The sequence below is a fragment of the Dinghuibacter silviterrae genome, assembly GCF_004366355.1.
GTDB lineage: Bacteria > Bacteroidota > Bacteroidia > Chitinophagales > Chitinophagaceae > Dinghuibacter > Dinghuibacter silviterrae.
This window is the reverse complement of sequence record NZ_SODV01000002.1, coordinates 2050876-2064908: the sequence shown is the minus strand read 5'-3', so window position 1 is coordinate 2064908 and position 14033 is coordinate 2050876. Positions and strand designations below refer to the sequence as shown.

At 58.4% G+C, this 14033-nt stretch carries 10 protein-coding genes; 7 read left to right on the top strand and 3 right to left on the bottom strand.

Features of this window, described 5'->3' with window-relative positions; genetic code table 11:
• Positions 1-21: 21 nt before the first annotated feature.
• Genes EDB95_RS25640 through EDB95_RS25630 form a run of 3 tightly spaced genes read left to right on the top strand, consistent with a single transcriptional unit; the run spans position 22 to position 4051 of the window.
• Positions 22-318: a hypothetical protein gene (locus tag EDB95_RS25640; RefSeq protein WP_133999415.1), complete on the top strand. Its 297-nt coding sequence runs from the start codon at positions 22-24 to the stop codon at positions 316-318.
• Positions 308-3853, top strand: coding sequence for a sialidase family protein (locus EDB95_RS25635; protein WP_133999412.1), 3546 nt, complete (start codon positions 308-310; stop codon positions 3851-3853). The genes EDB95_RS25640 and EDB95_RS25635 overlap by 11 nt, the downstream gene beginning before the upstream one ends.
• A 12-nt stretch (positions 3854-3865) precedes the next feature.
• Positions 3866-4051: a hypothetical protein gene (locus tag EDB95_RS25630; RefSeq protein WP_133999409.1), complete on the top strand. Its 186-nt coding sequence runs from the start codon at positions 3866-3868 to the stop codon at positions 4049-4051.
• Here the strand turns inward: EDB95_RS25630 and EDB95_RS25625 are convergent.
• The gene (locus EDB95_RS25625) at positions 4037-5455 is read right to left on the bottom strand and encodes an alpha-L-fucosidase (RefSeq protein WP_133999406.1); all 1419 of its coding nucleotides are present in this window, start codon (positions 5453-5455) and stop codon (positions 4037-4039) included. The two genes, EDB95_RS25630 and EDB95_RS25625, sit on opposite strands and share 15 nt — an antisense overlap.
• Positions 5456-5490: 35 nt before the next feature.
• On the opposite strand from EDB95_RS25625, the gene EDB95_RS25620 reads away from it, so the two are divergent.
• The 4 genes from EDB95_RS25620 to EDB95_RS25605 all read left to right on the top strand — a co-directional run bounded on the left by EDB95_RS25620 (position 5491) and on the right by EDB95_RS25605 (position 7822).
• Positions 5491-6450 (top strand): nucleoside hydrolase, encoded by a 960-nt coding sequence (locus tag EDB95_RS25620; protein ID WP_133999403.1) that lies wholly within the window; start codon positions 5491-5493, stop codon positions 6448-6450.
• Positions 6451-6548: 98 nt separating this feature from the next.
• Complete coding sequence (locus tag EDB95_RS25615) at positions 6549-6797, top strand: DUF6364 family protein (RefSeq protein ID WP_133999400.1); 249 nt, start codon at positions 6549-6551, stop codon at positions 6795-6797.
• Entirely contained in the window at positions 6790-7203 is a 414-nt protein-coding gene (locus tag EDB95_RS25610; RefSeq protein WP_133999397.1) for a type II toxin-antitoxin system VapC family toxin, read from the top strand. Before EDB95_RS25615 ends, EDB95_RS25610 begins: the two co-directional genes overlap by 8 nt.
• A gap of 238 nt (positions 7204-7441) precedes the next feature.
• On the top strand, positions 7442-7822 hold the full coding sequence (locus EDB95_RS25605; RefSeq protein WP_133999394.1) for a hypothetical protein: 381 nt from the start codon (positions 7442-7444) through the stop codon (positions 7820-7822).
• Positions 7823-7978: 156 nt separating this feature from the next.
• Here the strand turns inward: EDB95_RS25605 and EDB95_RS25600 are convergent, their stop codons facing one another.
• Both EDB95_RS25600 and gltB read right to left on the bottom strand, forming a co-directional pair.
• Positions 7979-9454 (bottom strand): glutamate synthase subunit beta, encoded by a 1476-nt coding sequence (locus tag EDB95_RS25600; protein WP_133999391.1) that lies wholly within the window; start codon positions 9452-9454, stop codon positions 7979-7981.
• Between the two features lies 1 nt (position 9455).
• Entirely contained in the window at positions 9456-14003 is a 4548-nt protein-coding gene (gene gltB / locus EDB95_RS25595) for a glutamate synthase large subunit (RefSeq protein ID WP_133999388.1), read from the bottom strand.
• Positions 14004-14033 lie beyond the last annotated feature (30 nt).

Here is a 14033-nt window from a genome sequence, read left to right as displayed (position 1 = left end):
TCAACACCAAAATGGCCCTCCTTGGAAGAACAACTTACCAAAGACAACATCCAGCCCGGAACGGCGTTGGATGCCCTGGTCAGGGCTAACCAGGATCTCACGATGCTTTATCCGGACGAGGTCAACGACGCGCTGAAGCAGCCGCCCTGGATCCGGATCTATTTCCGGAAACAACACCCGGAACTAGGGCCGCCGGGCTCCCGGGTGGCCTACCCGCTTGCCATAAGGGACATCCGGGAATGGATGGTCAATCACCAGGACCTGCCGCAAACCGGCGATTCTTCAACATCTGAAAAAGGAGGATCCCATGGCCACTAACCTCCTCCTCTCCGGTACGCAAACCAGCGGCCGGAGCGAGTCCGACGTCCGGTTCAACTACAACAACATGAACCAGATCATCGGCGCCTCCAACGTCAATACCCATCTCGGCGTCGTCGAAACCCAGGCACAGTTCTACTCCTCAGACGGAGGCGCCACCTGGGGACAATCCTACCTGCCCCAAGCGACCGGGGACAGTTTCCAAAGTGACCCCGCAGTCGACTGGACTTCGGACGGAACCGCCTGGGCGCTCACGATCGGCATCAACGCCGCGGTGACCAACCTTGCCTTGAGGAGCTTCAAATCCATCGATGGCGGCCAGAACTGGACCTTTGACGCGACCCTGTCTCCCAGCAGTCAGACCCTGACGGACAAGCCGGCAATATGGGTAGACCATAGCGCCAGTTCCCCACACCGGGACAATATTTACGCGACCTGGCATAACAACGAAAATGCCTTTGTGGCCCGGAAAAAAAGCACGTCTACTACCTGGGACGCCGCCGTTCAGGTCAACGGGTCAGAAACCACGTTCACCGCCGACGGGGGCGACGTCAAAACAAACGCAGACGGAGACATTTTTGTTTTTTGGCCAAACGCGGGCGGTCTGACCGTGCTGATGGTCAAATCCACGGACGGTGGCAATACCTACACCGCCCTGGGGAGCTCGCCCACACAGATCGCCACGCTCAAATCCTCCTTCCTGGTGACGATCCCCGCCCAGTCAGAGCGGTCTTGCCTGGTGTATATATCCGGGGGCTGTTACAAAACCGCTTCGTTGGACATGGTATATGCCGTATGGATGGACCTGGCCGGCGGTTCGGGCTGTAACGCGCAATCGGACGCCCCTGGCAGCGATACCAGCAGTCCGTGCAAAACCCGGATCTGGTTCTGCAGCTCCAGCGACGGCGGTCAGCACTGGGGAACGCCCACCAAGCTCAACGACCAGTCTTCCCTGAACGACCAGTTCTTCCCGCGTCTGGCCGTGGACGAAACCAATGGGGACCTGATGGTCATCTATTACGATACCGTTGCCGATCCCGGCCGTTTGAAGGCAGACGTCTGGATGCAAAGCTCCGTCGACAACGGGGCGACGTGGACAAAGGCCGTCAAGGTCACGACCGCGCCCACCAACGAAGCCGTCAACCCCCTGGACTCTTCGGACAATCCCCAGCAATACGGGGACTACCTCGGGTTGACGGGCAATGCCGGGCAGTTTTTTGCCTGCTGGACGGACAGGAGGGGCAGCACCAACGACTTCGAACAGGTCTGGGGCGCGCCCCTGGCGATGCCGTCGATCAACTTCCAGATCAACAAAAGCACGTATGGCGTCGACGAAGTAACCGACAGCCCTACGTACTCCGACGCCTTTTGCGTCGTCGTCGACAATATTTCTCCAAATGCGCTTGGAACGGGCACCGTACCCTCCCTTTCGGGGGCGTTTGACAACCTGGTGGTCAGCGGCACGCCCATTACCCAGGTGACCGAGGATCATACCGGAATCCTCGCCTTCCCCACGTACGAATTGATGGGGCAACCCGATATACCCCAGCGTATCCAATTTCCCTATAAGATCAATTTCCCTAACGGGGCACCCGTACCGCCTTTCCCTACACCGACAGGAGCCGCCGTGTACGAGCCGATGAACGCCTCGATCTCCTTTACCGGCCGGGCGTCCGGCATATCCACCAGCGCAGAATTCGAGCTGGTGGGAGGCGAAGATCCGTACTTCACCAACGTCGATCCCAGCCATGACAATGTGTTCTGGTTGAGCCAGGATCTGCGCGTCTTTACCATCACGCCCGGGGTTGCCGCGCTTGCCCAAGGCATGCCCGGGGCGCCTGCCTTTATGCCCACGGGGTCTACCCCTTTCACCCAACAGGACCCAACGGCCGCCTATAACTATATTCAAGGCGTGGTCGACTATCTCAATGGAAGTTATTCTTCTTCCGGTGACCCCTTTGCGTTGATGGCGGGCCAAAGCGGTGCGCTCACCGGCGATTCTTCGGTCACACCCAGCGTTCCGAATCCGGGGGACGCCATGCATCCTTTTATCAGCTATAACTTTGCCGTGGCGAGGGTAAGGCTCAAAGGCGCTACCGGGCATACGGCTTCGGGCGTCAAGGTCTTTTTCCGCCTGTGGAACACGCAGACCATCGACACGGACTATATCACGTCCACGACCTATCAAAGTCACTTCGATACAGGCGGTTTTCCCGATCAACCCCTGCCCGGCGTGGGGAACACGACCTATCCGTTCTTTGCCACCGGGGATTTTTCCACCGCCACCGAAACCTCCGACTATGGCCCCATGGGGTTCAACAACAAGGACATCACCATCGCCAGCGGGGACACGGCTTATCACTATTTCGGTTGCTTCATCAACGTCTATGACCTTTCGGTACAGGTCAACTTCACCGCCGCCGGCACCCACCACTGCATGGTGGCCCAGATCGCTTATGACCTGGCGCCCATACCAACCCCTCCGGGGGCTACCATCAGCCCCGAGAATTCGGATAAACTCGCGCAACGCAACCTGCAGATTACACCGGGGGATAATCCCGGGCCGGCGGACGCGCACCGGATACCTCAGTCGTTCGACCTGCGCCCAAGCCCTGTGTTGAGCATCGGGGGGCCGGGCATCTTGGGCTACCCCGACGAGCTCATGATCGTCTGGGGAGATGTTCCCCGCGGTAGTGTCGCCAGCATCTACTGGCCGCAGGTGAAGGCCGCCGACGTGCTCGCGCTGGCGTCCAAAATGTACGCGACCAACTTCTGGTCGGCATCCGATCCCCACACTTTGCAATGCACGGTGACCGAGGCCGTGACCTACCTCCCCATTCCACCTGGCACGGGGCAGAATTTCGCCGGTTTGTTCACGCTCGACCTGCCGACGACCGTCCGGGCCGGGGAGTCGTATAATGTGCTCGTGCGGCGCATCGGGACCTGGCGGTTCACCGAAAAAACCCCGCCCCCGCCGCCACCTCCGCCACCTCCGCCGCCTCAGTTGCAGGTCGCCAGCCGGTCGGTGGCGCCGCCGCGCCCCCGGGCCTGGAGGTACATCATCGGCACCTTCCAGGTCACGATCCCGATCGCCACCAGCAAGGAGCTCCTGGCACCTGAAGAAACAAAGCTCGCGATACTCAAGTGGAGGCTCGGGCAGATGGCACCGACCAACCGCTGGTACCCCGTCCTAAAAAGGCTCATTGCATATATAGAAGGGAGAGTTACGGGGCTTGGCGGAAACCCTGGGCTCATCCCGCCTTCGCCCACGGGGTATATCAATCCTATTTTGATCGTCCCGCCCGAGTATACCGGCAAGGTGACAGGCATCGTTTTTGATCGCTTCGGCGACTTCGAGGGTTTCGATTTCCTGACGCTGGCGGGCGAGCATAAGCACTTCAAAGGCCGCGAAAGAGAGGTGGAAAAACTCGTCTACCGTGCCTGGGAAGAACGGATCGAGGTCACCGTCCGTGTCAGCAGCCACGACAAACACTGGCCCGCCGCCATCATTTTCAAACGTCCACCCACTTTCTAAAAGACAACGACCATGTATACGTTATTGAATAAGCTCGGGACAAAATCGTTACTGTACCGTGAAACCCCCACCCTGCTGGCCTCTTGGGTGCTCGCCGAATGCTTTTACAAGTTCGGCAGCTTCACCCTGGAGACGGGCGCCTTCCTGGCGACCTGGTACCTGCTGGGGTGGGTGGTGAACCGGTTATGGAAGCACTAACCGGTCCGGGATACGGTACACGGTAAACTCCCCGATCAGCGGTTCCGCTTTGGCATCGGTCACGCGTAGACGAACAAACTTCGCTTTTTGCGCCGGAAAAGTCAGGATACGCTTATGCCCGATGGTGGTTTGTTGTACCTCGTACACGGTTCCGTCCTCGTTGACCGTTTGGATAGAAAAGGCCTTTACCCGTTGTCCCATTTGAATGGGTTCCTGGAGAACGACGCAGTTCACCATTTGGGGTTTGGGGAAAACAACCTCCAGGTAGTTGTTTTTATAACCTGCGCCCAGGGATACATAAGTCTGTCCATTCCCGTCTGCCAGCGCCCCCGCCTCGCCCGTTCCTATCTGTCCCGACATGACCATTCCCTTTAGAGGCTTATCGAAGCTCTCCTCCAGCAGGTGGCGGAATCCCACCAGGGCGGCGGAGTCATAGGCGGTAAACTGTCCTCTCCGGTCCGGGGGAACATTCAACAGCATGTTTGCGCCCCGGCCAACCGATGCCAGGTACAGTTGGAACAATTGCCCGGGCGTTTTTACGGCGGTGTCCTGATCAGCATGGTAGAACCAGCCCGGCCGGATACTGACGTCGCACTCGGCGGGAAGCCAAAGGTGCCCGTCGACATTTCCCTGGTTGAGGGTATCCACCGGCGGAGCCCCCGCTCCCCGCGTAAAACCGGCGGTATCCAGCAGGTCCCAATTGGTCGTGCCCGCGATCCCACGCTCGTTGCCCACCCAGCGGATGTCCGGGCCGATGTCGCTGAAGATGGGGGTATTGGGCGCGATCCGCCGCATCGTCTGTTCGAACTCGTGGAAAGTATATATCTGCTTCTTCCCGTTGGGTCCTTCGCCGTTGGCCCCATCCCACCAGAACTCAAAGAAGGGGCCATAGCGTTTTACTATTTCCTCCATCATGTGTATGTAGACCTGGTTGTATTCTTTTGTTCCATAAAGGGGATGGTTACGGTCCCATGGAGAGAGGTAGACCCCCATCTTCAACCCGTATTCCTTACAGGCCTTCGCCAGTTCTTTGAGCACATCCCCTTTCCCGTCCATCCAAGCGCTTTGGGCCACCGTATGGGTGGAGTAACGGCTGGGCCAGAGACAAAACCCGTCGTGGTGTTTGGCGGTGATGATGATCCCCTTAGCCCCCGCGGCTTTGGCGATGCGGCACCACTGGCGGCAGTCCAGGGCGGTTGGGTTGAAGACACCTTCTTTTTCCGTCCCTTTCCCCCACTCCAGATCGGTAAAGGTGTTGGGACCGAAATGCACGAAGAGGTAAAACTCCCGGTCTTCCCATTCCAGTTGCCGGGGCGTCGGCAAGGGGCCGTACGGCTGGACCTGGGCATATATGCGCAGGTTTGCAGCCAATGCGATCAACAGGCAAAGCGATGTTTTTGTCATAAGTCCCGTAAAAATATTCCTTTTACCTTAGACGGGTGAAAATCCTCCTTCTCTTTGTCTGCCTGGGCGCCGGCCTGACCCTTCAGGCCCAAAAGCGCGTTATTTTCGACAGCGACATGGGCCCCGACTATGACGACGTGGGGGCGATCACGATGTTGCATGTTTACGCGGATAGCGGGCTTATTCGTGTGTTGGCCACCGTAGCCAGTACGCGCTATCCCGGCGTGGGTGGGGTGCTGTCTGTGTTCAATACGTATTTTCACCGGCCTTCCATACCCATCGGGGTGGCGCCTTTGGGCGGTTTGATGCTAAGGGACTGGCAGCACTGGACGGATACGCTTTTGGCGCGGTATCCACATTCCAATTTTGACGACGATGCCGTTTCGGTGTACCGGCGGGTGCTGGCATTGGCGCCCGACTCTTCCGTGACGATCATTACCGTGGGGTTTCTTACGAATCTTTCTCATCTTTTATCTAGCGCTCCCGATTCGCTTTCCCCTTTGCCCGGCTTGGCGCTCGTCCGCCGCAAGGTCCGCCTGCTGGTCAGCATGGCCGGCCGTTTTCCTTCCGGGTACGAATTCAATGTAATGAAAGACGCGCCGGCTTCGGCTTTTGTATTTAGCCATTGGCCGACGCCCATCATTTTTAGCGGGTTTGAAATTGGGGAGCGCGTATTATGTGGCCTTCCGCTCATACATTCTTCCACCATTCAGCACAGCCCGGTCAAGGACGTTTTCCGCATTTCCATCCCTCTTGCACCGGAAGACAGCGCCGGGCGCAAAAGCTGGGATGAAACGGCGGTGCTGGTCGCGGTGAAGGGTGTGGCGCCTTTTTATCATTTAGAGTATGGGCACATTTCGATCGCCCCCGACGGAAAGGATACGTGGACACCCGGGCCCAACGCCGAGGCCGGACCCGGTACACAGGCGCGTTTGGTCGAGGCAAGGCCCCCTTCTGAGGTGCAGGCGTTGATCGACCGGTTGATCATGCGCTAACTCCGGCTGAGCGGGCGCAAAAGGACCGCCTTTCCGACCGATTAAAATTAGGAAAGTGCTATCGAAATACGTATTTTTGTAAAATAATTTACACGTGTATGACCACGAAACTGACATTGACTTTGGACGATAAGGTCATTCAAGGTGCCAAGCGATATGCAAAGGCAAAAGGTCGAAGTGTTTCGGAGCTGGTAGAAAGTTATTTCAAATCGCTAACGGGGCCTGTCAATGAGCAGGCTTCGGAATTGACGCCGTCTGTAAAATCATTGATGGGTTCATTTAAGGCTCCCGCCAATTTTGACTATAAGAATATTCTCACAGAGGCAAAGAGGCATAAGTTTGAATAAGATCTTTATAGATACCGATGTAATCCTTGATTTTATGATTGCCAGGGAGCCATTTGCGCTCGATGCGGCAAGGATTTTTTCATTGTCGGAAAAAAAGGAAATATCCATCTGCACAAGCGGCTTGGTGTTCTCGAATGCTTACTATGTTTTGAGAAAACTTGGAACGCACAAGAAAGTCGTCGAGAAACTTAACCAACTGGCAAGACTGATCGATGTTATCGGACTTTCTAAAGGTGCTGTTATGCAAGCCCTGGGATCGGATTTCAACGATTTTGAAGATGCATTGCAACACTATGCTGCCGTGGATGAAGGGGTTGCGCTAATTATTACCAGAAATATCAAAGACTACAAACAGAGTCAGTTGGCAGTATTGACTCCGGATCAGTATTTGAGGAGCAGGAATTAGTCGCATCCTTCTTCAATAGCCTTTTCAATGGCCTCAGCGTCCTCCTTGCTCCACAAGCCCACAAATTCCCGGGCCGATGGTCGGCCAGCCAGGTTATCTCGGCCGTAAGCAGGCGCCAGCAGTGAATAGAAGAGCTAACGCACCAGGCGGTGAAAGGTGGAGGTGATGATGCAACATCAGTCGCGGATTTGTAGGATTTATAACAATGGATCGTTACTTTAACGACAAACCCACAATCATGACCTCTCATTTCACCCCTCGCATTTACGCCATCCTACTAATGGCCGCCGGCTACGGCTGGGCCGGCGGCCACTATATCCCGCAGGACGCACCGGCAACGGCATACCTTTTCCAGGCAGTCATTCTAACCATTTTGCTCATCCTCTCCGCCGGCGTGATCCGTGCGATGGCGGCGCCGACGCCGCTCGGGCGGCGCTATGTCCTGGCTTTGACGATATTCGCGATCCTCACCCTTCTGATCAATCTGGCCAACATCGTGCGGGGTATGACCGGGGCAGGGCCGGGGGGCTCGCACAATGCGCTCGTGGACCTGGTACCCATCGGGCTGATCATCGCGGGAGACGTGTTGTGGCTGGCGAGTCTAAGGCGGAGCCAGTGACGGTCCCAGGCAAAAATGAGGGCCACAGGCTAAAATGAGGACCGCGGGCGCCAATGTACGGCGCAGGGCGCCCCCCACAAGAGGGCGCCGCAACGGCAAAAGCCCCGGGGAACCGGGGCTTCCATCGAGACATGAAGAAAAAACGCTATGTCGGGTTTACACAGCCTGACTAATGAGGGAGCGGTCCTTGCTTTCGAGCAGGGAGGCTCCGACCAGGAACTCGTCCACACGACGGGCGCATTCGCGGCCCTCGCTGATGGCCCATACGACCAGGGACTGGCCACGGCGCATGTCACCGGCGGTGAAGATCTTGGCGATGTTCGTCTGATAGTTCTTTTCGGTTGCTTTGACGTTGCCGCGGTCGTCGAGTTCGACGCCGAGCTGGTTCAATAAACCTTCGTGTTGGGGGTGGACGAAACCCATGGCGAGCAGGGCGAGCTCGCAGGGCATGTCGCGTTCGGAGCCTTCGCGCTCGACAAAGCGGGCGGGGCGGCCGTCTTCGGCAACGGCCCATTCGAGGTCGACGACGCGGAGGGCTTTCAAATTGCCGTCGGCGTCACCGACAAAGGCCTTGGTGGCGATGGCCCAGTGGCGCTCGCAACCTTCCTCGTGGGAGGTGGTGGTTTTGAGGATCATGGGGTATGTGGGCCAGGGCATGAAGTCTGTGCGGCCCGCGGGCGGTTTGGGCATGAGCTCGAACTGGGTGACGCTGACAGCGCCCTGGCGGTTGGAGGTGCCTACGCAGTCGGAGCCGGTGTCGCCACCACCGATGACGATGACGTTTTTCGCACCGGCGAGGATCTCCTCGGCGGCGATTTCGGCGTTGCTGACGCGTTTGTTTTGTTGTTTGAGGAAGTCCATCGCGAAGTGAACACCCTTCAACGAACGGCCGGTAACGGGGAGGTCGCGGGGAATGGTACTGCCACCGGCGAGGATAATGGCCTGGTATTCGCGGAGGATGTCGTTGATGGAAATGTTGACGCCGACGTTGGCGTTGAGGCGGAATTCGACGCCTTCTTCCATCATCAACTTGATCCGGCGCTCGACGACCCATTTTTCGAGTTTGAAGTCGGGGATGCCGTAGCGGAGGAGACCGCCGGGGGCGTCGTCGCGTTCGTAGACAGTGACCTGGTGACCGGCGGCGTTGAGTTGGGCGGCGGCGGCAAGACCGGCGGGGCCGGAGCCTATGACGGCAACCTTTTTGCCGGAGCGGACCTTGGGGGCCCGGGGTTTGACGAGGCCTTTGTCGAAGGCGATCTCGATGATGTGTTTCTCGATCTCCTCGATGGCGACGGGGGGCTGGTTGATGCCGAGGACGCAGGCGCTTTCGCAGGGCGCGGGGCAGATGCGGCCGGTGAACTCGGGGAAGTTATTCGTAGAGCTGAGGATCTCGTAGGCCTCGGCCCAGTTTTTCTGATAAACGGCGTCGTTGAATTCGGGGATGACGTTGCCTAATGGGCAACCGCTGTGGCAGAAGGGGATGCCGCAGTTCATACAACGCGCGGCCTGCTGGTTGAGCTTGTTGTCTTCCAGGCGCTCCACGAATTCGTTGTAGTCATTCACGCGCTCTTTTGCCGGCCGCTTGGACGGCATTTCCCTTGTAAATTCCAAAAATCCTGTTGGCTTACCCATCTTATTTCACGTTGGACTTTTTGTAATCTTGTTGAACGCCGGCGGCAACAATGCCGGGGCCGGCGCTTTGCAGCACACGCTTGTACTCCTGCGGGAACACCTTGATGAAATGCAGGAGCTGGTTTTCCCAGTCGTCGAGGATGAACCGGGCCACGGAGCTTCCGGTATGCGCGTAGTGGCGGCTGACCATCTCCTGGACGAGCGCGACGTCGTCGGCGGCCAGGGGATCGAGGTCGACCATCTCCTTGTTGCAATTGCGGGAGAAGCGGCCGGAGGCATCGTAGACGTAAGCGATGCCACCACTCATACCGGCGGCAAAGTTGCGGCCGGTGTCACCGAGGATGACGACGCGTCCACCGGTCATGTATTCGCAACCGTGATCACCGACGCCTTCGACAACGGCGTTGGCGCCGGAGTTGCGGACGGCGAAGCGTTCCCCGGCCTTGCCGCGGATGAAGACCTCACCGTCGGTGGCGCCATAGAGGGCGACGTTTCCGATGATGATGTTGTCTTCGGCGACGAAAGCGGCTTCACGGCTGGGGTATACGACCAGGCGGGCGCCCGAGAGGCCCTTGCCGAAGTAGTCGTTGGCGTCGCCTTCGAGTTCCAGCGTAATCCCGCGGGTGTTGAAGGCACCGAAGCTCTGACCAGCGGTACCGGTGAAGGAGAAATGCAGCGTATTATCGGGCAGGCCGGCGGCGCGGTACTTCTTGGTGATCTCGTTGGAGAGGATGGACCCGACCGTGCGGTCGGTGTTCCTGATCGGGAACGACGCCTGTACGGCCTGTGCCTTTTCCAGGGCGGGCCCTGCGGCCTTGAGGAGCTTCCAGTCAAGAACGCCGATCAAACCATGGTCCTGGTCTTCCTGGCAGAAGAGCCCGGTCGTTGCGGCCGCGGGTTCTTCGTAGAGGATGGGGCTCAGGTCAAGTTTTTTATACTTCCAGTGTTTGATATCCTCGCGGACCTGCAGGTTGGAGACCTGGCCGATCATCTCGTTGACCGAGCGGAAACCGAGTTCCGCCATGATCTCGCGCAGTTCGCGGGTCAGGAATTTGAAAAAGTTGACGACGTGGTCGGGGTCCCCGGCAAAACGGCTGCGGAGCTCGGCGTCTTGCGTGGCGATACCCACGGGGCAGGTGTTGACGTGACACTTGCGCATCATGATACATCCTTCCACGACCAGGGCGGCGGTGGCGATACCCCATTCTTCGGCGCCAAGGAGCGCGGCGACGGCGAGGTCGCGGCCCGTGCGGAGCTGGCCGTCGGTCTGAACGGTGACCCGGCTGCGCAGCTTGTTGCGGACCAGGGTTTGGTGGGTTTCGGCGAGGCCGAGTTCCCAGGGCAGACCGGCGTGACGGATGGAACTGATGGGCGATGCGCCCGTGCCCCCGTCGTGACCGGCGATGACGATGACGTCTGCCTTGGCCTTGGCCACACCGGCGGCGATGGTGCCGACACCCGCCTTGGACACCAGCTTGACGCTGATGCGGGCGGCCCGGTTGGCGTTCTTCAGGTCGAAGATCAGTTGGGCGAGGTCCTCGATGGAATAGATGTCGTGGTGGGGCGGAGGCGAAATCAGGCCTACACCGGGCGTGGAGTGCCGGGTCTTGGCGATCCAGTCATCCACCTTGTGACCCGGGAGCTGTCCGCCTTCCCCGGGCTTGGCGCCCTGGGCCATCTTGATCTGGAGCTCGTCGGCCTCGGTCAGGTAGAGGCTGGTCACCCCGAAACGGGCGGAAGCCACCTGTTTGATCGCGGAGCGCATGGAGTCCCCGTTCGGCAGGCGTTCGAACCGGGCGGGGTCTTCCCCCCCTTCGCCTGTGTTACTTTTCCCACCCAAACGGTTCATCGCGATAGCGAGCGTGGAGTGGGCTTCGTGCGAAATGGAGCCAAAGGACATGGCGCCCGTCGCAAAACGTTTATAAATGTTCTCTTCGGGTTCCACCTCGTCGATGGAGATCGAGGGGCGGGTCCGTTTGAACGTTAACAGGCTGCGGAGCGTGAGCGCCTTCTCATCCTGGTCGTTGATGGTCTTGGAGAACTTCTTGAATACACTATAGTCGTTGGTCCGGGTGGACAACTGGAGATAGTGGATGCTCGTCGGGTTGAACAGGTGCGCTTCCCCTTTGCGTTTCCATTGGTACACGCCACCTACGGGGAGACGGTCGACCGGGGCTTCCTTACGGCTGAATCCGAGGAAGTGACGGGCGAGGGTTTCCTTGGCGATCTCGTCAAGCCCCATGCCTTCGATGCGGGAGACCGCACCGCTGAAGTAGGTATCGACGACGGCTTTGTTGAGCCCGATGATCTCGAAGATCTGCGCGCCTTGGTAAGATTGCAACGTGGAGATCCCCATCTTGGAGAAGACCTTCAACAACCCGTCGCAGACGGCTTTGATATAATTCTTTTTGAGTTGTTCTACGTCGAGGTCGGTCTGGAGCTTGCCAAACAACTTCATGTCGCGGATGGTGGACAACGCCAGGTAAGGGTTGACCGCTGTTACGCCAAAGCCGATCAGGCAGGCGAAGTGGTGGACTTCCCATACGTCCCCGGCCTCGATAACGATGCCGACCTTACCCCGGAGTCCCTTGCGGGACAGGTGGTGGTGCACCGCCGATACGGCGAGCAGGGACGGAATGGCCGCGTGTTCGGAGTCGATGGCGCGGTCGGTCAGGACAAGGACCTTGAAGCCGTCGTCCACGGCATCCACCGCGTACCGGCAAAGCCGGTCGAGACCCGCTTTGAGGGCACCGGGTTGCCCGTTGGCCCGGAAATAGGTTTGGAGCGTTTTTGCCTGGAAAATACCCGTGTCTATAGAACGGATCTTTTCCAGCTCGTGGTTGGTGAGCACCGGTTGGTGCAACGCCACCGTATGGCAGGCCAGGGGATCTTCCGCCAGCAGGTTGTCCGTGCTGCCCACAAACGTCGCCAGCGACATGACCATCCTTTCGCGGATGGGGTCGATGGGCGGGTTGGTCACCTGCGCAAACAATTGCTTGAAGTAGTTCGCCAGGTGTTGGGGCTGATCGCTCAGGACTGCCAGGGGTGTATCGTTCCCCATGGAGCCCACGGGTTCTTTCCCGCCGAGGGCCATGGGCGCGATGAGGGTATCCAGGTCCTCCGTGGAGTACCCGAAGGCCTTTTGGTATTTGAAGATCTGGTCGTGCTCCAGGTGGGTAAAGGTGACCCGGGGTTCCGGGAGCTCGTCCATGCGGATCTTGTATTTGTTCAGCCATTCGCCGTAAGGCTTCTGGGAACAGATCGTATTCTTCAGTTCTTCGTCGCTGATGATCCGGCCTTGTTCCATGTCGACGACAAACATCTTGCCCGGCTGGAGCCGGCCCTTTTCAATGACCGTCTTCGGGTCCACCGGCAGGGCGCCCGTTTCGGAGGCCATGATGACGCGGTCGTCGTTGGTGATGCAATAGCGCGAGGGGCGGAGACCATTACGGTCCAGCGTAGCGCCGATGATCTTGCCGTCCGTGAACGAGATGGAGGCGGGGCCGTCCCAGGGTTCCATGATGGACGCGTGGTACTCGTAGAAAGCCTTTTTCACCGGGTCCATCTGGTCGTTGCCGTCCCAGGCCTCGGGGATGAGCATCATCATGACGTGGGGCAGCGAACGGCCGGTCAGCGACAGGAGTTCGATCATGTTGTCCAGACAGGCCGAGTCCGACTGGTTGCCGGCGACGACGGGCAGGATCATGTCCATCTCTTCCTGGCTGAAGTAAGGAGACGTAAACCCGCGCTCGCTCGTCTTGAGCCAGTTCAGGTTCCCCTGGAGGGTGTTGATCTCCCCGTTGTGCGCGATAAACCGGAACGGCTGCGCCAAATCCCAGGAAGGGAACGTATTGGTAGCAAAACGCGAGTGTACCAACCCGAAGGCAGACACCAAACGTTTGTGCGAAAGGTCGGGGAAATATTGGCGGACTTGTCCGGAGGTCAGCTGGCCCTTATACACCACCGTCTTGTAGGACAGAGAGGCGATGTAAAATCCTATGGCATCCTTACGAACCGTATTGCGGATCGTGTGGGATGCATAGTTGCGCAGCACAAACAGCTTCCGTTCGAAGTCGTCCGGGTGCTGGATGTGGTCCGGGCAGGCGATAAAGACCTGTTCCATTTCCGGCTCCACGGACAAGGCCGTGGGGCCGATGGGATCGGCGATCACCGGCACACGCCGGTAAGTCAACACTTCCAGGCCCAGGCGCTCCGCGGCCCTTTGGAAAATAGACCTGCATTCTTCCCTGAGTCGTATTTCTCTGGGGAAAAATAAGACGCCTACGCCATACCGCCCGTACGCGGGCAGGTGGATGCCTAGTTTCAGGCACTCCTCAAAAAAGAATTCGTGGGGTGTTTGGATCATGATCCCCGCTCCGTCACCCGTGTTGTTTTCACAACCACAGGCGCCGCGGTGTTCCATGTTTTCCAGGATGGTGAGGGCATCTGAAACAATCTGGTGGGATTTATGACCCTTGATGTTTGCAACAAACCCGATACCACAGGCATCATGCTCGAAACTTGCGTTATATAAGCCTCCATTACTCATAGCAAATGTTGTTTACAGTTGTACACAATG

Bases quoted from the DNA above. Each gene is read 5' to 3' on its own strand.
- EDB95_RS25635 (WP_133999412.1), top strand. From the start codon at position 308: ATGGCCACTAACCTCCTCCTCTCCGGTACGCAAACCAGCGGCCGGAGC.
- EDB95_RS25630 (WP_133999409.1), top strand. From the start codon at position 3,866: ATGTATACGTTATTGAATAAGCTCGGGACAAAATCGTTACTGTACCGT.
- EDB95_RS25625 (WP_133999406.1), bottom strand. From the start codon at position 5,455: ATGACAAAAACATCGCTTTGCCTGTTGATCGCATTGGCTGCAAACCTG.
- EDB95_RS25615 (WP_133999400.1), top strand. From the start codon at position 6,549: ATGACCACGAAACTGACATTGACTTTGGACGATAAGGTCATTCAAGGT.
- EDB95_RS25605 (WP_133999394.1), top strand. From the start codon at position 7,442: ATGACCTCTCATTTCACCCCTCGCATTTACGCCATCCTACTAATGGCC.
- EDB95_RS25600 (WP_133999391.1), bottom strand. From the start codon at position 9,454: ATGGGTAAGCCAACAGGATTTTTGGAATTTACAAGGGAAATGCCGTCC.
- gltB (WP_133999388.1), bottom strand. From the start codon at position 14,003: ATGAGTAATGGAGGCTTATATAACGCAAGTTTCGAGCATGATGCCTGT.